This is a genomic window from Streptosporangium sp. NPDC087985, from assembly GCF_044741965.1.
In the GTDB taxonomy this organism is placed as follows: domain Bacteria; phylum Actinomycetota; class Actinomycetes; order Streptosporangiales; family Streptosporangiaceae; genus Streptosporangium.
In genome coordinates, this window is the sequence record NZ_JBIUTQ010000002.1 from 352612 (window position 1) to 371598 (window position 18987).

The 18987-nt window shown below is 71.2% G+C and carries 20 protein-coding genes and 1 riboswitch; of the genes, 17 read left to right on the top strand and 3 right to left on the bottom strand.

Annotated elements, in window-relative coordinates; translation table 11 throughout:
• Window positions 1-54: 54 nt before the first annotated feature.
• The 6 genes from ACIN94_RS06815 (at window position 55) to rpe (ending at window position 7189) form a co-directional block, all read left to right on the top strand.
• Window positions 55-1410: a hypothetical protein gene (locus ACIN94_RS06815; RefSeq protein WP_400700588.1), complete on the top strand. Its 1356-nt coding sequence runs from the start codon at window positions 55-57 to the stop codon at window positions 1408-1410.
• A 100-nt stretch (window positions 1411-1510) separates the two neighbouring features.
• A complete protein-coding gene (gene def, locus ACIN94_RS06820; RefSeq protein WP_400700590.1) occupies window positions 1511-2059 on the top strand; it encodes a peptide deformylase in 549 nt (182 codons plus the stop codon).
• Between the two features lie 4 nt (window positions 2060-2063).
• Window positions 2064-2993, top strand: a complete 930-nt coding sequence (fmt, locus tag ACIN94_RS06825) for a methionyl-tRNA formyltransferase (protein WP_400700591.1) — start codon at window positions 2064-2066, stop codon at window positions 2991-2993.
• Window positions 2994-2998: 5 nt separating this feature from the next.
• Complete coding sequence (locus tag ACIN94_RS06830; protein ID WP_400700593.1) at window positions 2999-4522, top strand: RsmB/NOP family class I SAM-dependent RNA methyltransferase; 1524 nt, start codon at window positions 2999-3001, stop codon at window positions 4520-4522.
• A gap of 85 nt (window positions 4523-4607) precedes the next feature.
• Window positions 4608-6464 carry an asparagine synthase (glutamine-hydrolyzing) gene (gene asnB, locus ACIN94_RS06835; RefSeq protein ID WP_400700595.1) on the top strand — a complete coding sequence of 619 codons (1857 nt, stop codon included), beginning with the start codon at window positions 4608-4610 and terminating at the stop codon, window positions 6462-6464.
• Window positions 6465-6532: 68 nt separating this feature from the next.
• On the top strand, window positions 6533-7189 hold the full coding sequence (rpe, locus tag ACIN94_RS06840) for a ribulose-phosphate 3-epimerase (RefSeq protein WP_400700597.1): 657 nt from the start codon (window positions 6533-6535) through the stop codon (window positions 7187-7189).
• A 25-nt stretch (window positions 7190-7214) separates the two neighbouring features.
• On the opposite strand, the gene ACIN94_RS06845 is transcribed toward rpe, so the two are convergent.
• On the bottom strand, window positions 7215-7634 hold the full coding sequence (locus ACIN94_RS06845; RefSeq protein WP_400700599.1) for a hypothetical protein: 420 nt from the start codon (window positions 7632-7634) through the stop codon (window positions 7215-7217).
• A 315-nt stretch (window positions 7635-7949) separates the two neighbouring features.
• Here ACIN94_RS06845 and ACIN94_RS06850 point away from each other — a divergent pair, with 315 nt between their 5' ends.
• The 7 genes from ACIN94_RS06850 (at window position 7950) to ACIN94_RS06880 (ending at window position 13096) form a co-directional block, all read left to right on the top strand.
• Window positions 7950-8777 (top strand): oxygenase MpaB family protein, encoded by an 828-nt coding sequence (locus tag ACIN94_RS06850; protein ID WP_400700601.1) that lies wholly within the window; start codon window positions 7950-7952, stop codon window positions 8775-8777.
• Window positions 8778-8913: 136 nt separating this feature from the next.
• Window positions 8914-9044, top strand: a riboswitch (FMN riboswitch).
• Window positions 9045-9145: 101 nt separating this feature from the next.
• Window positions 9146-9523, top strand: coding sequence for a hypothetical protein (locus tag ACIN94_RS06855; RefSeq protein ID WP_400700603.1), 378 nt, complete (start codon window positions 9146-9148; stop codon window positions 9521-9523).
• Window positions 9524-10141 carry a riboflavin synthase gene (locus ACIN94_RS06860; protein ID WP_400700605.1) on the top strand — a complete coding sequence of 206 codons (618 nt, stop codon included), beginning with the start codon at window positions 9524-9526 and terminating at the stop codon, window positions 10139-10141.
• Window positions 10128-10790 carry a nicotinamide riboside transporter PnuC gene (locus ACIN94_RS06865; RefSeq protein WP_400700607.1) on the top strand — a complete coding sequence of 221 codons (663 nt, stop codon included), beginning with the start codon at window positions 10128-10130 and terminating at the stop codon, window positions 10788-10790. The genes ACIN94_RS06860 and ACIN94_RS06865 overlap by 14 nt, the downstream gene beginning before the upstream one ends.
• The gene (locus tag ACIN94_RS06870; RefSeq protein ID WP_400700609.1) at window positions 10787-12001 is read left to right on the top strand and encodes a bifunctional 3,4-dihydroxy-2-butanone-4-phosphate synthase/GTP cyclohydrolase II; all 1215 of its coding nucleotides are present in this window, start codon (window positions 10787-10789) and stop codon (window positions 11999-12001) included. The genes ACIN94_RS06865 and ACIN94_RS06870 overlap by 4 nt, the downstream gene beginning before the upstream one ends.
• 55 nt (window positions 12002-12056) lie before the next feature.
• Window positions 12057-12527 carry a 6,7-dimethyl-8-ribityllumazine synthase gene (gene ribH / locus ACIN94_RS06875; RefSeq protein ID WP_400700611.1) on the top strand — a complete coding sequence of 157 codons (471 nt, stop codon included), beginning with the start codon at window positions 12057-12059 and terminating at the stop codon, window positions 12525-12527.
• A gap of 110 nt (window positions 12528-12637) precedes the next feature.
• Entirely contained in the window at window positions 12638-13096 is a 459-nt protein-coding gene (locus ACIN94_RS06880; protein ID WP_400700613.1) for a PH domain-containing protein, read from the top strand.
• Window positions 13097-13108: 12 nt separating this feature from the next.
• On the opposite strand, the gene ACIN94_RS06885 is transcribed toward ACIN94_RS06880, so the two are convergent.
• Window positions 13109-13777, bottom strand: a complete 669-nt coding sequence (locus ACIN94_RS06885) for a potassium channel family protein (RefSeq protein WP_400700615.1) — start codon at window positions 13775-13777, stop codon at window positions 13109-13111.
• The gene (locus ACIN94_RS06890; protein WP_400700617.1) at window positions 13770-15110 is read right to left on the bottom strand and encodes a TrkH family potassium uptake protein; all 1341 of its coding nucleotides are present in this window, start codon (window positions 15108-15110) and stop codon (window positions 13770-13772) included. Before ACIN94_RS06890 ends, ACIN94_RS06885 begins: the two co-directional genes overlap by 8 nt.
• Window positions 15111-15241: 131 nt before the next feature.
• Between ACIN94_RS06890 and ACIN94_RS06895 the strand changes: the two genes are divergently transcribed.
• Genes ACIN94_RS06895 through ACIN94_RS06910 form a run of 4 tightly spaced genes read left to right on the top strand, consistent with a single transcriptional unit; the run spans window position 15242 to window position 18986 of the window.
• Entirely contained in the window at window positions 15242-16108 is an 867-nt protein-coding gene (locus ACIN94_RS06895; RefSeq protein WP_400701659.1) for an AAA family ATPase, read from the top strand.
• Window positions 16101-17273 (top strand): VWA domain-containing protein, encoded by a 1173-nt coding sequence (locus ACIN94_RS06900; RefSeq protein ID WP_400700619.1) that lies wholly within the window; start codon window positions 16101-16103, stop codon window positions 17271-17273. Before ACIN94_RS06895 ends, ACIN94_RS06900 begins: the two co-directional genes overlap by 8 nt.
• The gene (locus ACIN94_RS06905; RefSeq protein WP_400700621.1) at window positions 17266-18372 is read left to right on the top strand and encodes an XdhC family protein; all 1107 of its coding nucleotides are present in this window, start codon (window positions 17266-17268) and stop codon (window positions 18370-18372) included. The genes ACIN94_RS06900 and ACIN94_RS06905 overlap by 8 nt, the downstream gene beginning before the upstream one ends.
• On the top strand, window positions 18369-18986 hold the full coding sequence (locus ACIN94_RS06910; RefSeq protein WP_400700623.1) for an NTP transferase domain-containing protein: 618 nt from the start codon (window positions 18369-18371) through the stop codon (window positions 18984-18986). The genes ACIN94_RS06905 and ACIN94_RS06910 overlap by 4 nt, the downstream gene beginning before the upstream one ends.
• Window position 18987: the final 1 nt, after the last annotated feature.

The following is an 18987-nucleotide window of genomic DNA, read 5'->3' on the forward strand; positions in this document are numbered from 1 at the left end:
TACACCCGTGGGGCTCAGGTGCAGTAAGTTTCACGAGTGGCAAAGAGCGGGAACATGGGCAATGTCTTCGATCTCGGCGAACTGCGCAGGCTGGCCGACGAGCTGGGATCGGGACCCCGTGAGGCACGCGCGACCGTGCTCGACACGGGCGGCAAGGACTGCGAGTGCCGGGGCTGCGGCACCGAGGTGCTGAGCTTTCCGCCTGTCGCGCTCGCCGCGGACGACGTGCTCGCCGCCGCCGTGCTCCGGGTCCCGCTGGTGCGGGACGCCCAGAGGCTGGCGGCGTGGACCGGCACCCGCCAGGTGACCCCCGAGGGCCTGCTGCCCGACCCCTTCCTTCCCTGTGCCGAGCTCGGGGTGCCCAACCCGGCGCGGCTGCACCTGCTCTGGGTCGTCGCGGTCAACACCGGCATGATCCGCATCTCCCGGGGCGTGGCGACGGCCGGCCCGCTGGCGCTCTCCACCGAGCTGCCCGCCGCGGCCCTGCTGGGATTCTGGGACGGCGTGGTCATGGACGTCCTGGACCGCGCGGACGACAGTCTGACCGGGTCCCCGGTGGTCGACGACCACCTCGCCGAGATGCTCGCCACGATGTACGCCGTGAGTGACGGCCTGGCTCCGGCAACCCTGGTCAAGGGCATCCTGCAGTCACACGAGGTGGCCTGCGGGACCCGCCCCGCGCAGATGCGGGCACTGGCCGCCACGCTCCCAGCCGAGCTGGAGGGTGCGCTGTCGCTGCTGGGCTACTGCGGGCTCACCGAGCTGTCCGAGGCGGGCCGGCCCCGGCTGACCCCGCTGGGCATGTGGGCGGTCCGCCAGGACCTGCTGCGTGAGGGCCACGACGCCCCCACCGGGGACGAGGTCGCCGTCTTCGCCGCCCTCGGCGCCGCCGAGCTGGTCGACGCGATGATGAAACGCTCCGCCACCCCCAGCGCCGTCACCGTGTGGCTGGAGTCCCGTGACCCCGAGGACGCCGCCCGGGAGCTGGTCAAGATCGCCGCATCGGGTACGGCCGGCCAGCGCGCGACCGTGGGAAGAGTCCTGGAGGAGCTCGGCCCCGAGGCCGAGGTCCCGCTGAGGGAGGCGCTCGCCGAGCCCGCCGTGTGGCGCTACGCCGCCTCCTGGCTGCACATCCGCGACCTGCCGGCGCCCGCCCTGACGCCCGCCGACAACACCTGGATCGCCGTCGACATGCTCGCCTCGCTGATCCACCTCGGCAACGCCCCCGAGGCGATGTGCGAGTTCGGCATCCTCGAACCCGGTGAGGATCCGGTCCGCGTCGTCGGGGAGATGACCCTGGTGGACCACCCCGATACGATCGCGGTGCTGGACCTGCTGGGCGCCCACCACAGTGACGCGGCGGTCGCCAAGGCGGCGCGGAAGGCAGCCATGAAGGCCCGTTCGCGATAACGCGGGTCCCCCCGCCGCCCGGTGGGGAGCGGAAGATCCGAGGGACACGACCAGGGCCCTTACACTGGGGGCATCCCCGAAAAGTGTGAGGAGAGCCCTGTTGGCCATTCAGTCGATCCGCCTTTTCGGCGACCCGGTGCTGCGCACCCCCGCAGACCCGGTGAAGGACTTTGACAAGGAGCTGCGCAAGCTCGTCAAGGACCTCACGGACACGATGATGGACGCCCCGGGGGCGGGGCTGGCCGCGCCCCAGATCGGTGTCGGCCTGCGGGTCTTCACGTACTACGTGGACGAGCAGCTCGGCCATCTGATCAACCCCAATCTCGACCTCTCCGAGGACAGGGACGAGGAGGGGGAGGAGGGCTGCCTGTCCTTCCCCGGCCTGTCGTTCCCCACGCCCCGGGCGATCCGGGCCGTGGCGAAGGGCTTCAACATGCACGGTGAGCCCGTCACCCTTGAGGGCACCAACCTGATGGCCCGCTGCTTCCAGCACGAGACCGACCATCTGGACGGGGTGCTGTTCATCGACCGTATGGACCTCAGGCAGCGCAAGCTCGCCATGAAGGAGATCCGCGAGGCGGAGTGGAGCGGCCTGTCGGCCCCCGCGTTCAAGTTCTCCCCGCATGCCACCCACGGGAAGGCTCTGTAGGGACGTGCGCCTGGTCTTCGCCGGAACTCCGGACACCGCTCTGCCCTCGCTGCGGGCACTGCTCGACTCGCCGCGCCATGACGTCGTCGCCGTCGTCACCCGGCCGGACGCCCAGTCGGGCCGTGGCCGTAAGGTCCACCCGAGTCCCGTCGCCGAGCTGGCCCGGGAGGCGGGCATCGAGGTCCTCAGGCCGCTGAAGGCGGGGGATCCGGAGTTCCTGGAGCGGTTGCGGCGGATCGCCCCCGACTGCTGCCCGGTGGTGGCCTACGGCGCGCTCCTTCCGCAGGCCGCCCTGGACATCCCCCGCCATGGCTGGGTCAACCTGCACTTCTCGCTGCTGCCCGCCTGGCGCGGTGCCGCCCCCGTGCAGCACGCCGTGCTCCACGGCGACCAGATCACCGGCGCGACCACGTTCCAGATCGTCAAGGAGCTGGACGCCGGCCCGGTCTACGGCGTGGTCACCGAGGAGGTCAGGTCCACCGACACGAGCGGTGACCTGCTCGCCCGGCTTGCCGAGTCCGGCGCCGGACTGCTGGCGGCGACCCTGGACGGGATCGAGGACGGCAAGCTGGAGGCCGTGCCCCAGCCCTCCGAGGGATTGAGCTTCACCAGGAAGATCAGCGTGGACGACGCCAGGGTCGACTGGTCCGCGCCCGCCATGCGGGTGGACCGCCTCATCCGCGCCTGCACGCCCGCCCCGGGCGCGTGGACGGAGTTCCGCGGTCAGCGGGTCAAGCTCGGCCCGGTACGGCTCGCACCCGACGCCCCGGCCCTGGAGCCCGGGCGGATCGTGGCGTCCAAGCACTCCGTCCTGGTCGGCACGGCCACCCATCCGGTCGAGCTGGGTGAGGTGCAGCCGCAGGGCAAGCGTCTGATGGGCGCGGGGGAATGGGCCCGCGGCGTGCGGCCCGTAGACGAAGATCGGCTGGGCTAGGGGTTATGAGCGATCGGGGGAGCGGCGGGGATGCCCCGCGCAGCGGCGGCCGTGGCCGGGGGAACCGTTCACGCGGTGATCAGGCGGGTGCGTCGGGCAGCCGGGGACAGGGGTCCGGCGGGAGCCGGAGCGGCGGTCAGGCGCGGGGTTCGGGGGGAAACCGGAGCGCCGCCAGGAGCGGTCGTCCGCCCAGGCCGGTCCGCGACGAGGCCCGCAACGCCGCCTACGACCTCCTGCGCGCAGTGGACGAGCGGGACGCCTACGCCAACCTCCTGATGCCCACGCTGCTGCGCGAGCGCCGTCTGTCCGGGCGGGACGCGGGCCTGGCGACCGAGCTGGCCTACGGCACCCTGCGCGGCCTCGGCACCTACGACGAGGTCATCGCGGCCTGCAGTGACCGGGCCCCCGAGGACCTGGACCCGCCGCTGCTCGACGCCATCCGACTGGGCGTGCACCAGCTGCTCAAGACACGGGTTCCCCCGCACGCGGCCGTCGGCACGACCGTCGACCTGGTACGGCTGCGGGTGGGCGTCGGCCCGTCGAAATATGCCAACGCCGTGCTGCGCAAGGTCGCCGGCCGCTCCCTGGAGCAGTGGGTGCCGATCGTGGCCCCCGACCCCGGGGAGGACCCGGTCGGCCACCTGGCCGTGGCGTACAGCCACCCCCGGTGGATCGTCACCGCGCTGCGCGATGCCGTGGGCGGCGATTTCGACGAGACAGCCGCCCTGCTGGCCGCCGACAACGAGCGCCCCCGGGTCACCCTGGTCGCCCGGCCCGGCCGCGCATCGGTCGACGAGCTTCTCGCCTCCGGCGCGCAGCCCGCCGCGTACTCCCCCTACGCGGCCTATCTGCCCGAGGGCGACCCCGGCGTCATCCAGGCCGTGGCCGAGGCGCGCGCCGCCGTCCAGGACGAGGCCAGTCAGCTCGTCGCCCTGGCCCTGACCCGCGTCCCGGTGGCCGGCGGCGACTCCCGCTGGCTCGACCTGTGCGCGGGCCCCGGCGGGAAGGCGGGCCTTCTGGACGCCCTCGCCTCCGCTGGCGGGGCCCACCTCCTGGCCGCCGAGCTCCAGTACCACCGTGCCCGCCTGGTCCGGCAGACCACCCGCGAGGCCGCGGTGATCACCGCCGACGGCACGGTCCCCGCCTGGCGTGCCGGAGTCTTCGACCGGGTCATGGTCGACGCTCCCTGCACCGGCCTGGGCGCCCTGCGCCGCCGTCCGGAAGCCCGCTGGCGGCGCGACCCCCGCAGCCTCCCCGACCTCGGCAGGCTCCAGCGTGAGCTGCTCGCCTCGGCCCTGGACGGGGTCCGCCCCGGAGGAGTCGTCGCCTACGTCACCTGCTCGCCCCACCTGGCCGAGACAGCCACCGTGGTCGCCGACGTGCTGCGCCGCCGCGACGACGTGGAGACCCTTGACGCCCGCGCCTTCCTTCCCGAGGTGGAGGGTCTGGGCGAGGGGCCGCACGTCCAGTTCTGGCCCCACCGCCACGGCACCGACGGGATGTTCCTCGCGCTGCTGCGCCGCGGCTGAGCGCCACGTCGGGTCGGGTCATAGAGGCAGCCGGCCGTCTGTTACAAATAGATAACGGTCGTCGACGGGGTATGGGGGCGTCGATATGTGCGGAATCGCCGGCTGGGTGGACTTCGAGCGGGATCTCGGGCAGGAGCGGGACACCGCGCAGGCCATGACCGACACCATGGCCTGCCGCGGGCCCGACGACGAGGGACTGTGGCTCGCGCCACACGCCGCGCTGGGGCATCGCCGGCTCGCCATCATCGATATCGAGGGCGGCCGTCAGCCCATGGTCGCCGACGAGGACGGGCGGCCGCTCGCCGTCCTCATCTACAGCGGTGAGGCCTACAACTTCGGCGAACTCCGCTCCGAACTGGCCGCGCGGGGCCACCGCTTCCGCACCCGGAGCGACACCGAGGTCGTCCTGCGGGCCTACCTCGAATGGGGCGAGGATTTCGCCGCCCGGCTGAACGGCATGTTCGCCCTCGCGATCTGGGACGTCCGCCGCGAGGAGCTGCTGCTGGTCCGTGACCGGATGGGCATCAAGCCGCTCTACTACCAGCCGACGCCGGCCGGCGTGCTGTTCGGCTCGGAGCCCAAGGCCATCCTCGCCAATCCGGCCGCCCAGCCGCCCATGGTCGACATCGGCGGGTTGCGCGAGCTGCTCACCTTCATCAAGACGCCGGAGAACGGAATCTACCGCGGGATGTACGAGGTGCGTCCGGGTCAGCTCGTCCGGGTGGGCCGCGATGGCCTGAACCGGCGCCGTTACTGGCGGCTGGAGTCGCGCGAGCACACCGATGACCTCGAAACCACCGTCCGGACCGTACGCGAGCTGCTGGACGACATCGTCGAGCGCCAGCTCATCTCCGACGTGCCGCTCTGCAGCCTGCTCTCCGGCGGCCTCGACTCCAGCGCCGTCACCGCGCTCGCCGTCAAGGCGCTGGAGGAGCACGGGACGGGCGGGGTCCGGTCATTCGCCGTCGACTTCGTCGGTTACAGCGAGAACTTCGAACCCGACGGGATGCGCGACACCCCCGACGCGCCGTACGTCCATGATGTCGTGCAGCACATCGCCGCCGACCACGCCGACATCGTCCTGGACTCCGCCGAGCTCATGGACCCGGCCGTGCGTGCCGCGGTCCTGCGGGCACGTGACCTGCCGATCGGTATCGGCGACATGGACGCCTCGCTCTACCTGCTGTTCAAGGCGGTCCGGGAGCACTCCACGGTGGCGCTGTCCGGGGAGTCCGCCGACGAGGTCTTCGGCGGCTACCGCTGGTTCCACGACCCCGAGGCGGTCGCTGCCGACACCTTCCCGTGGCTGGCCAGGCAGGGGGTCGCGCGGTACGACGGCCTGGGCGCGCTCCTCGACGAGTCCCTGCTGCGCAAGCTCGACCTTCCCGCCTACAGCGCCGAGAGCTACCAGCAGGCACTGGCAGAGGTGCCGCGGCTGCCGGGTGAGAGCGGCCTGGAGAGGCGCATGCGGGAGATCAGTTACCTGCACCTCACCCGGTTCGTGCAGATCCTCCTTGATCGCAAGGATCGCATGAGCATGGCCGTCGGCCTGGAGGTCCGGGTGCCGTTCTGCGATCATCGGCTGGTGGAGTACGTCTTCAACGCCCCCTGGTCGATGAAGACCTTCGACGGACACGAGAAGAGCCTGCTCCGTGCGGCCGCGGCCGACCTCCTGCCGCGTTCGGTCCTGGAACGCCGCAAGAGCCCCTACCCCTCGACGCAGGATCCCGCCTACGGGCAGGCCGTCCGTGCGGAGGCGGCCCGGCTGCTCGACCGCCGGGACGCCCCCGCCGCGCCGCTGATCGACCCGGAGAAGGTACGGGCCATGATGAACCGGCCCGCGGGCGGCGACGGAGTCGTAGGGGGTCCCAGGGAGTCGCTGGAGCGGCTTCTCCAGTTCAACGCCTGGCTGGAGAAGTACGGCGTTCAGATCGCCATCTGACCGCCGCCGGCCCCGCCGGGGTGGGAGCGGCCGGCGGCCGGAGGCCGCGCAATAGACTCGACCGCATCATGGCCGTACAGATCTCGCCCAGCATCCTCTCCGCCGACTTCGCCCGCCTCGCCGAGGCGGCCGCGGCGGTCCCCAACGCCGACTGGCTGCACGTGGACGTCATGGACAACCACTTCGTGCCCAACCTGACACTCGGTCTTCCCGTAGTGGAGTCCCTGCTCAAGGCGACCTCGACGCCGCTCGACTGCCACCTCATGATCGAGGACCCGGACCGCTGGGCCCCGGCCTACGCCGAGGCCGGGGCGGGCAGCGTGACCATCCACGCCGAGGCAGCCAAGGCCCCGGTCCGGACCCTGCGCCAGATCCGCGCCGCCGGAGCGCGCTCCGGCCTCGCGCTGAACCCGGCCACCCCGGTCGAGCCGTACGAGGACCTGCTCGGCGAGATCGACATGCTGCTGCTGATGACCGTCGAGCCCGGCTTCGGCGGTCAGAAGTTCCTCGACGTGGTGCTGCCCAAGCTCCGCCGGGCCCGCGCGCTGATCGACAGACACGGAGGGCAGGTCTGGCTGCAGGTGGACGGGGGAGTGTCGGACCAGACCATCGAGCGCTGTGCCGAGGCCGGCGCGGACGTCTTCGTGGCGGGCAACGCCGTCTACGGCGCCGACGACCCGGCTCTCGCGGTGGACGGCCTGCGCGCCCTCGCGGAGAAGGCCTGATCTTTCGCGGCCGGGAGGCGGGTCATCAGGGGCGCAGGGCGGGGTCCAGCACCATGTCCTCTGCGGTGACCGCGATCAGCAGGGAGGTGCGGATCCCGTAGACGAGTTGGGTGAACACGTCCCGCCCCAGGCCCGGTTCGATGCCGAACCAGAACTCCGAGCTGACGCCGCCGTTGGGCAGCATCGGATAGCCGTAGTCGTTGAGAAGCCCGGGAATGTCCTGGCCGTAGAGGCTGTAGGGATCCTTTCCGTATATCCAGGAAATGACCGGGGCGAATATCGCGACCAGGAAGAAAGTGATCACCACTGCGGCGGAGGCGACGCCGGTCCGGTCGCGGCGGAAACGCAGCCACATCAACTGCCCGGGTGAGCGGCCCACCGTTTCCGGCGCTTTCATCGCGGGTGCCTCGCCGGTTGTGGCCTCGGCCGGTGCGGGGATGGTCATCGTTCCGGAGCTCCCTACGGGCGCTGAACGGGATCTGGGGGAACCATCGCAAAAAAATCCACAACAAATCAATGGTCCGGCCATTCATTCTTTTTTGTTGTGCAATGCCGATCGGGTTGTCGTTGTAATTCCGTTGACCCTCTCCGGGGGCGAGTAGGATAATTAAATACCCAGGAAGTTGATATTCATGGATCTGTGACATGCTTATGACACAGCCGTGAAGGTGTGCCCGGATAACGCCGCTCATGTCAAGACCTCGAGACGGGTGGCGTGCGCCTGGCGGGGTGGTTCGGGCGCGTGCGAGGGAGGTGACGCATGGACCACGGTCTGTTCGGGCCGGCTTCCGTGACCTGGCGGGTGATGGGGGAGCCGATCCTGCTGGTCGGGGGGTTCCGGGCGATGCTCATGCAGGGGCTGTATCCCCGGGCGATGCGCGGTGTCGCGCAGAATTCCTCACTCATGGACCCGGCCGAGGCGTGGTCACGTTTCCTGCGCACCACCGAGTTCGTCCGCGTGCGCACCTACGGCACGAGCGCGGAGGTCGCCGCCGCCGGTGCCCGGGTCAGGAAGATCCACTCCCGCCTCACCGCGTTCGACCCCGACACCGGTGAGCGTTTCCGTCTCGACGATCCCGGCGCTCTCCTGTGGGTCCATGTCGGCGAGGTCGACTCCTATCTGTCGGTGGCCCGGCGGGCGGGGGTGCGCCTGACCGACGAGGAGGCCGACCGGTTCGTGTACGAGTGGCGGCGCGCCGCCGAGATCGTCGGCCTGCGCCCGGGCGACGTGCCCGGTTCGGTCGGCGAGATGCGCGACTACATCCAGGAGCGTCGTCCCGATCTCTACCTCGCCCCCGAGGTACCTCACCCGATGCGCCAGTCCCTCAGCCAGTCCCTCAACGCGTCGCTCCCGCCGTACCTGCTCCCGTTCAAGCCGGTCATCCCGATGCTCACCGTGCTGGCTTTCGCGACCCTGCCGCGCTGGGCCCGCAGGCTGTATGGCCTGCCCGCGACGCCGCTCGGAGACCTGTGGGCGACGGTCACGCTGAAGGCCCTGCAGACCGGGATCGGCCTGGTGCCCGCCCCGGTCAGATACAGCCCGGATGCCCGCAGGGCGCGGCGGGTGACGGCGGAACAGGCCGCATAGCGCCGGGCGTCCCCTGACGCCGCCGGGCCCGAGCGGGCGTTCCCAGTACTCAAGACGGGGTGTTCCCCATGTTGCCGGGCATGGCACACTGATAATCGGGAAGCGAGCCAGAAGGGTGAGCGACCCGTCAGGCATGCAGCGTGCTCCGGGGTCGGTGAAAGTCCGAACCGGCGGTTACAGTCCGCGACCCGGTCGAATCCATCGACCGGTTGACCCGGTGAAATTCCGGGACCGACGGTTAAAGTCCGGATGGGAGGCAGCGCGCGAGCGGGGAGTGTCTTCGGGCATTCTCCGCTGAGAAGGGTGTACACACCTGTAATCCCCGGGGCCCGCCGTGGCAGAAAGCTACTGGCGAGTAGGAGACCCGGGTGACTGATCAGGCGCACCTGCGCCGGGCGATCGAGTTCGCCGCGCACGGACGCGGCACCATCAACCCCAACCCCGTCGTCGGACGTGCCGTCCTCGACGCCTCCGGCCAGCCCGGGGGAGAGGGGTTCCACGCCTGCGCCGATGGCACGCACGCCGAGGTGGTCGCGTCGCGCGCCGCCCGGGAACGTGCCAGAGGTGGCACCGCCTGCGTCACCCCCGAACCCCGTGACCGCACCGGGCACCGCCCCACCGTCCGCCGCCCGCCCGAGGAGGGCGCCCCCGGCGGCGAGGACCCCCGCCCGGAGTCCGAGGATGTCACCCCCACCGGACCGGACCCGCGTCTGACCGCCTGGCCGGTACCACTGAAGGAGCTGTGAATGTTCACCGGAATCGTCGAGGAACTGGGCGAGATCGCCGCGATCGAGCAACTGAGGGACGCGGCCCGCATGTCGATCCGCGGCAAGGTCGTCACGGCTGACGCCGGGCACGGCGACTCGATCGCCGTCAACGGCGTCTGCCTGACCGTGGTGGAGGTGGACGGTGAGGTGTTCACCGCCGATGTGATGAAGGAGACCCTGGACCGCAGCTGCCTCGGGGCGCTGGTGCCCGGCTCCCAGGTCAACCTGGAGCGCGCGGTCCGCGCCGACCAGCGGCTGGGCGGCCACATCGTGCAGGGCCACGTGGACGGGACCGGTGTGCTGCTGTCCCGCGAGCCCGACGAGCACTGGGAGATCGTCCGGTTCTCCCTCCCGCCCGAGCTCAACCGCTACGTGGTCGAGAAGGGTTCCATCGCGGTGGACGGCATCAGCCTGACCGTGGCCGGCGTGGACGGCGACGGCTTCGCCGTCAGCCTGATCCCGACCACCCTGCGGCTCACCACCCTCGGGGTGAAGCAGCCGGGGGATCCGGTGAACCTCGAGGTCGACGTGATCGCCAAGCACGTGGAGAAGCTCGTGGGCGCGTACGGTCTGGGTGTGGGCCGTGAACTGGGCTGAGGCGGGATTCGAGGTCCTCGGGACCAGGGTCCTCTGGACCGACCTGGTCGGGAACGTGGCGGCCCTGGCCACCGTGCTGCTGGCCATCCGCAAGTCGATCTGGACCTGGCCGGTGCAGCTCACCGCCTCGGTGCTGCTGCTCGTCGCCTCGGTCAACGCGCACATCACCGGCAACGCGCTCAAGCAGCTCATGTTCGGCACGCTGGCCGTCTACGGCTGGTGGCGCTGGACACGCGGCACCCAGGACGGCCGGGAGCTGGCCGTCCGGCCCGCGACGGCCCGCGAGCGGCTCGGGCTGGTCGGGGTCATGCTCGCGGGCACGGCCGTGATCGGTGTGATCTTCTTCGTCACCGGGCTCTCCTGGGGCGCGCACGCCCCGCTGCCCGAGGGCTACCTCCTGGTCGCCGCCGACGCCTACATCTTCGTCGGCAGCGCGGTCGCCACCTGGGCCCAGGGCCGGGCGCTGGTCGACTTCTGGCTGATCTGGATCGCCGTGGACCTGGTCGGCGTGCCGCTGGCCTTCAGCTCGGGACTGGTCGTCTCCGGGGCGGTGTACGGGGTGTTCTCCGTGCTCGTCCTGGTCGGATTCTTCAACTGGCTGCAGGAGTACCGGTCGAGGACCGTACTCGTCCTCAAGGAGGCGACGTGATCGAACTGGACCCGATCGAGAGGGCGATCGCCGACATCCGCGACGGCAGGCCCGTCGTGGTCGTCGACGACGAGAACCGCGAGAACGAGGGTGACATCATCTTCGCCGCGGCGAAGGCCACGCCGGAGCTGCTGGCGTTCACCATCCGCCACACCAGTGGCGTGATCTGCGTGTCGATGCGCGGAGAGGACCTCGACCGGCTCGGCCTGCCGCTGATGGTCCACGACAACAAGGAACGGCTCCGCACCGCCTACACGATCAGCGTGGACGCTCGGGACGGGGTGACCACCGGCATCTCGGCGGCGGACCGGGCCAGGACCATCCGCACCCTGTGTGACTCGGCCACCGAGCCGTTCGAGCTGGTACGGCCCGGCCACGTCTTCCCGCTCCGTTACCGCGAGGGCGGCGTGCTGGCCCGGCGCGGCCACACCGAGGCGGCCGTGGACCTGGCCAGGCTCGCCGGGCTGAGGCCCGCGGGCGCGCTCGCCGAGGTCGTCAACGACGACGGGACCATGAAGAGGCTGCCGGAGCTGCGCGAGTTCTGCGACGAGCACGACCTGGCGCTGGTCTCGATCGAGCAGCTCGTGGAGTTCAGGCGGCGCAGCGAGCGGATGGTGACCCGGGTCGCAGAGACCCTCCTGCCCAACAGGTACGGGATGTGGCGCGCCTACGGTTACGCGAGCGCGCTGGACGGTGGAGAGCACCTCGCGCTGGTCTACGGCGACATCGAGGACGGGGAGGATCTCCTGGTCCGGGCGCACTCCGAGTGCCTGACCGGTGACGTGCTCGGGTCGCTCCGGTGCGACTGCGGGGTCCAGCTCGACCACGCGATGTCGGAGATCGCCGCCGCGGGCCGGGGCGTGGTCGTCTACCTGCGCGGGCACGAGGGACGCGGCATCGGCCTGCTGGCCAAGCTCAAGGCGTACAGCCTGCAGGACGACGGCAGGGACACCGTGGACGCGAACCTGGAACTCGGGCTGCCGGTGGACGCCCGGGAGTTCTCCAACGCCGCGCAGATCCTCGCAGACCTGGGCGTGAAGTCGGTCCGGCTGCTCACCAACAACCCGGCCAAGATGCGCGGCATGGACGGCTACGGCATCAAGGTGCTCGGCCGCGAGCCGATGCCGGTGGCGATGAACCCCTACAACGAGAAGTACCTGACGGCCAAGCGCGAGCGCCTCGGCCACGACATCCACGAGGAGAAGGCATGATCGAGCGGGACGGTGGCCGGGAAGCGTACTCCGGCACGCTGGGGGAGGGGCGCGCATGAGCGGCACCGGACGCCCGGAGGCGTCGGCCGTCGAGGCCGGGGGACTGACCGTCGGCATCGTGGCCGCCCGCTGGCATGAGAAGATCACCGACCAGCTGGTGGCCCGTGCCGTACAGGCCAGCCAGGACAGCGGCGCCACCGCGACCGTGGTCCGCGTGGCCGGGACCCTGGAGATCCCGGTCGTGGTCCAGGCCCTGGCCAGGCGGTGCGACGCGGTCGTCGCCCTGGGAGCCGTGATCCGTGGGGAGACCGCCCACTTCGACTACGTCTGCGACTCGGTGACCTCGGGCCTGACCCGGGTCTCCCTCGACGAGGAGACCCCGGTCGGCAACGGTGTACTGACCTGCGACTCCCTCGACCAGGCCGTCGACCGTTCCGGGCTGCCGGGCAGCCACGAGGACAAGGGCTACGAGGCGACCGTGGCGGCCCTGGAGACCGCCCTGCTGCTGAAGGATCTCCGGCGTTAGCCGGGACGGGGTCGGGGCCGACGGGGCGGTGCGGTAAATTTCAATCGGCCCTGTGTCGACGGTCACACCGGTTGTGACCGGCGGTTTTCCCGAAGGATTGTGATTTTCAAGTGAGCCCCGAGAGCGTCTCCCCGCCCGAGCTGCCAGTGGTGTGGCGGCCCAGGAAGGGCCGGATCGTGGCGTATGGCTTCGCTGCGGCGATCATGCTGGGGGCGCTGCTGCTGGCGGTCTTCCTGCCGCCGCCGTTCACTGTGGCCGACAAGGTCGCCATGGTCGTGCTCGGCGGGATGATCGCCGGAGTGCTGCATCTGCTGGGACGCTGCCGGGTGGAGGCGGACGAGCGGGGCGTCACCGTGGTCAACGCGTTGCGGGTGCACCGCTACGAGTGGCCGGAGGTGCTGGGGGTCACGCTGATCCAGAGCGAGCCCTGGGCGAAGATCGACTTCGCGGACGGGGCGACGATCGGAGCCATGGGGCTGCAGGGGTCGGAGAAGGACCGCACCGTGCGGCAGGTGCGCGAGTTCGCCGCACTCATCCGGGAGCGCGGCGAGGCCGAGGAGACCCCCTAGGCCCCTGCGGCCTCAGGTCTCCTCGGCGAACCGCTCGGCCTTGTCGGTGTCACCCGCGACGAGCAGGGTGTCACCACCGTTGATGACGGTGTCGGAGGTGGCGTAGGTGAACCTGCCGCCGGGCTGCTTGATCCCGACCACGGTCACCCCGTACTTCTTGCGGATGCCCAGCTCACCCAGCGTCCTGTCGTCCGCCCAGCGGGGGGCCTTGGTCTTGACCAGGGCGTAGTCCTCGTCGACCTCCACGTAGTCGAGCATCCGGCCGGTGACCAGGTGCGCGACCCGCTCGCCCATGTCGTGCTCGGGCTGTACCACGTGGTGGGCGCCCACCCGCTCCAGGATCCGGCTGTGCTGGCGGTTGATCGACTTGGCCCAGATGTCGGGCACGCCGAGGTCGGCCAGGATCGAGGTGGTCAGGATGCTCGCCTCGATGTCGGTGCCGATGCCGACCACGGCCCGGCCGAACTCGCTGACGCTCAGCTGCCTGAGCGCGTCGGCGTCGGTGGAGCTGGCGCAGACCACATGGGTGAGCCGGCCCGAGAACTCCTGGACGGTCTTGGGGTCGCTGTCCAGGCCGAGCACTTCGATGTCGCGACTCGCCAGCTCCAGCGCCAGCGCGCCGCCGAACCGGCCCAGGCCGATCACCACGACCGCGTTGCCGCGGCTTTTCTTGTCAACCAACGAGGGGACGCTCCTCCGGATAGCGGAACCGACGGGTCTGGACGTGCAGCGCCAGCGCGGCGCCGAGGGTCACCGGGCCGAGCCGGCCGATGAGCATCAGGGCCGTCAGGACCAGATGCCCGGGGGTGCCGACATCGGAGGTGATGCCCGTGGACAGGCCGACCGTGCCAAACGCGGAGATTACCTCGAATAGTACGCGGTCGAGCCTGAACGGGGTCAGCATCATGATGATGAATGTGCCGACGGTGACCGAGGCCACACTGAGCAGGGCTATGGTCTGTGCCTGCCGCTGGAGCTGCTCGGGGATGCGGCGGCGGCCGGCCGTGACGTCCGGCTCGCCGCGCAGCTCGGCCAGGATGACGTAGGCGAGCAGCGCGAACGTCGTCACCTTGATGCCGCCTCCGGTGCCCGCGCTGCCCGCGCCGATGAACATCAGCACGTCGCTGATCAGCCAGCTGTTCTCGCTCATCTGGGAGGTGTCGACGGAGTTCATGCCACCGCTGCGGGTCATGGTGCTGTGGAAGAACCCGGCCAGGATGCGCTGCCCGGGGGAGAGCGGGCCTATGGTGGCGGGGTTGTTCCACTCGATGGCGGTGACGATCAGGGTCCCGCCGAGCAGCAGGATGGCGGTCATCCCCATAGTGATCTTGGCGTGTAGCGACCAGCGTCCCGGGTGGCGCCAGTGCCGCCGGAGCGCGGCGTAGACCGGGAAGCCGAGACCTCCGGCGATCACCGACAGCGCGAGCGGCAGGCAGATCCACGGGTCGGTGACGAACCGCGTGATGCTGTCCGGCCAGAGGGTGAACCCGGCGTTGGTGAACGCGGAGACCGCGTGGAAGACCCCGTGGTACAGGGCGCGGCCGGGTGGCTCGCCGTATCCGAAGACGAAGCGGGCGGTGAGCACCGCGGCGGCCAGCGACTCCACCACCAGCGTGACCTTGACGACGCCCGTGACCAGCCTGCGCACATCGCTCGCGCCGAGGGTCTTGGTCTCGGTCTGGGTGTTGAGGCGGGCGCGCAGGCCGAGCCTGCCGGAGACGAGCACCGCGAGGATCGAGGCGAGCGTCATGATCCCGAAGCCGCCGATCTGCATCAGCACCAGGATCACCGCCTCGCCGAAGGAGGTCCAGTGCGCCGCCGTGTCATGTACGGCGAGTCCGGTGACGCACACCGCCGAGGTCGCGGTGAACAGGGCCGATGTCCATGACGCCTCTTGGCCCGTCTCGACCGCGATGGGCAGCGACAACAACGCCGAGCCGCTGAGGACCACCGCCAGGAAGGCGGCGACCACGGCTCGCGAGGGGGTGTTGATCTGCCTGACCAGGTTTCTCACAAACGGTGAGGATACGCCCGTCCACAGCCGGGTCTTCCGCCGTCTGATCCCTTTCGCCGTCGGCCCCTCCCGGAGCGGCCGTCCGGGCGTAGCCTGAGGTGGTGGTGAGGCGGACAATCGAGGCACCGGACATGGGATCGCCCGAAGAGCTGGCGGAGCTGCTCGACCGGCAGGCCTATCTCGCCGACGAGGGGCTGGCCACGGCGGCGTTTCTGGCCCTGCGGATGGGCCGGCCACTGCTGCTCGAAGGCGAGGCGGGGGTCGGCAAGACCGAGCTGGCCAGGGCCCTGGCGGTGGTGCTGGACGCGCCGCTGATCCGGCTGCAGTGCTACGAGGGCCTGGACGGCCCCCAGGTGCTCTACGACTGGGACTTCGCCCGCCAGCTCCTGCATCTCAAGGCGGCCGAGGCCGGTGGGGTCACCGACGCCGCCCGGCTGGAGGTGGAGGTCTACGACCGGCGGTTCCTGATCGCCCGGCCGCTGCTCAGGGCGGTCGAGACCCAGCCCAGTGTGCTGCTGATCGACGAGATCGACCGGGCCGACGTGGAGTTCGAGGCCATCCTGCTGGAGGTGCTCTCGGATTTCGCGATCTCCATCCCCGAGCTCGGCACGGTCCGGGCCGAGCGGCCGCCGGTGGTCGTGCTGACCTCCAACCGCACCCGTGAGGTGCACGACGCGCTGAAACGGCGATGCCTCTACCACTGGCTGGAACATCCCTCCTTCGACCGGGAGGTGGCGATCCTGCTGCGGCGCCTGCCCGCCTGCTCCGAGACCCTCGCCGAGCAGGTCGCCAAGGCGGCCGGACGGCTCCGCGAGGCCGGACTGGTCAAGCCGCCCGGCGTGGCCGAGACCATCGACTGGACCGAGGCCCTGCTGACCCTCGGCGCCCGCGAGCTGGACCCCGGTCTGGCCGCGGCGACGCTGGGCGCCCTGCTCAAGCACCGCGAGGACCACGAGGCCGTGCTCGGAAACGGGTTCTTCGGTGATCTCCGTGGCTGAGTGGCCCGACCCGTCCGGAGGCGACCACGACCGGCCGTCCGAGGACCGTGACCGGTGGAGGGGCGGTCCACCCGGAGCGGGGGCGGCGCAGGAGCTGGTCGCCGTCATGACCGGGTTCGCCAGGACGCTACGCGCGGCCGGGGTCCCCGCCGACCACGAGAGGACCCAGGGCCTGCTGCGCGCGCTGGCGCACCTGGACGCGGCCAGGCCCCGCGACGTCTACTGGGCGGGCCGGTTCACCCTGTGCGCCTCGGCCGACGACCTGCCCCGCTACGACCGGGTCTTCCACGCCTACTTCGGCGGGCTACGCGCGGGCCGTAGGGAACCGGCCACGGTCACCGTCACCCGGCACACCGCCACCATCCTCTCCGCCCCCGGCGGCGACGACGGTCCCGCCCCGGTGGCCGGTGCCAGCGCGGCGGAGGTGCTGCGCAACCGGGACGTGGCCAAGATGACCGGGACGGAACTGGCGGAGGTGCACCGGCTGCTCGCCCTGTTCCGGGCGGGGCGCGAGCAGCGCAGGTCGCGGCGGCTGCGGCCGTCGCACCGGGGACGGCTGGACAGCAGGGCCACGATCCGCGAGACACTGCGGCGCGGAGGGGAGACCGCACTGCTCCGCTACCGCGCGCACCGCACCAGGCCCCGCAGAGTGGTGCTGCTGGTGGACGTCAGCGGCTCCATGACCCCCTACGCCGACACACTGCTCCGCCTGGCCCACGCACTCGTCAGGTGCGAGCCCCGGGCCACCGAGGTGTTCAGCGCGGGCACCCGGCTCACCAGGCTCACCGCCGAGCTGCGCCACCGCGACCCGGCCACCGCGATGGACGCCGTCTCACGCGCCATCCCCGACTGGAGCGGCGGCACCCGGCTGGGTGAGGAACTCCGGAGGTTCCTGTCGCTGAACGACGCCCGGGGTGCGGTGGTGGTGATCGCCTCGGACGGCTGGGAACGCGGCGACGTCTCGCTGCTCGGCACGGAGATGGCCCGGCTGTCCCGGATGGCGCACCGGGTGATCTGGGTGAACCCCCACAAGGGACGGGAGGGCTACCAGCCGCTCACCGCCGGGATGCGCGCCGCCCTGCCCCACATCGACGACTTCGTGGCCGGACACAGCCTGGCCGCCTTCGAGGAACTGGCCGGACTGCTGGGAGGGACGCATGCGTGACGTGTTGTCGCAGATCGTGCGGTGGTGGGAGTCCGGGCAGACGTTCGGACTGGCCACCGTGGTCAACACCTTCCGCAGCGCGCCCCGCCCGCCGGGCGCGTCCATGGCCGTGTTCGGAGAGGAGGCGGAGGGCAGCGTCTCGGGCGGCTGCGTGGAGGGAGCGGTCTACGAACTGGCCCGGGAGGTGGTCGCCTCCGGAACCCCCGTCCTCCAGCGGTACGGCGTGAGCGACGACGACGCCTTCTCGGCCGGTCTGACCTGCGGCGGCATCCTGGACGTGTTCGTCGAGCCGGTCTCGCGCGAGATGTTCCCCGAGCTGGGGGCGGTCGCCGAATCGGTGCGCGGGCGCGAGCCGGTGGCCGTGGCGACCGTGCTGTCCGGGCCAGGCACGATCGGCGCCCGCAGGGTGGTCTGGCCGGACCGTTCCTCCGGCTCGCTGGGCGTCGCCCGCCTGGACGAGGCGGTCGACGACGACGTGCGCGGCATGCTCGCACAGGGACTCACCGGGGTCCGGCGATACGGCTCACACGGCGAGCGACGGCTCGACGAGCTGTCGATCTTCGTGCACTCCTTCGCCCCGCCACCCCGGATGCTGGTCTTCGGCGCGATCGACTTCGCCGCCGCGGTGGCCAGGATCGGCAAGTTCCTCGGCTACCACGTGGTCGTGTGCGATGCCCGCCCGGTCTTCACCACGGCCAAGCGCTTCCCGGAGGCCGACGAGGTGATCGTCAAATGGCCGCACGACTACCTGATCTCGACCACCGTGGACGAGCGGACCGCGATCTGCGTCCTCACCCACGATCCCCGGTTCGACGTCCCGCTGCTGGAGGTGGCCCTGCGCACCCCCGCGGGGTACGTCGGCGCGATGGGCTCGCGCCGTACCCACGAGGACCGGCTGGCGCGGTTGCGTGAGGCGGGGCTGGGCGAGGCCGAACTGAAACGGCTCCGCTCTCCGATCGGGCTGGACCTGGGCGCGCGGACTCCGGAGGAGACCGCGGTCTCCATCGCCGCCGAGCTGATCCAGCTCCGCTGGGGTGGTTCGGGGCGGCCCCTCACCGACGGCACCGGCCGGATCCACCGAGACGGGACAGAGGCGTGATCACACGGGTGGAGGCCTCCATACGGGCGGTGACCGCGGGGCTGCTGCTGGCGGCCGGATCGGGCTCGCGGCTCGGCACGCCGAAGGCGCTGGTGGAGTTCCGCGGGGAACGGCTGGTGGACCGTGGGGTCCGGCTGCTCCGTGACGGCGGCTGCCACCCCGTGGTCGTCGTGCTCGGGGCCGCCACCGCGCAGGTGCGCGGGGCGGTGGCCGTACGGAACCCGGAGTGGCGGTCCGGGATGGGATCCTCGCTGCGCGTCGGCCTGAACGCGCTCCCCGGCGACGTGGAGCGCGTGGTGATCGCCCTGGTGGACCAGCCGTTCATCGGCCCGGAGGCGGTGGAGCGGCTGATCGGTGCCGCGCGGGACGGTGCCTCGGTGGCCGTCGCCACCTACGGCGGAGCGCGGAGGAACCCGGTGCTGATCGCCAGGGAGCACTTCGAGGAGGTCGCCGCGCTCGCGACCGGCGACGTCGGCGCCAGGCCGTTCCTCCAAGCCCATCCGGAACTGGTCGTCACGGTTCCCTGCGACGATGCCGGTGACCCCGCCGACATCGACACCCCGGCGGACCTGTCCGCCCTACGCGCGACGGACCCCACGCCGCAGGCGTGGTGAG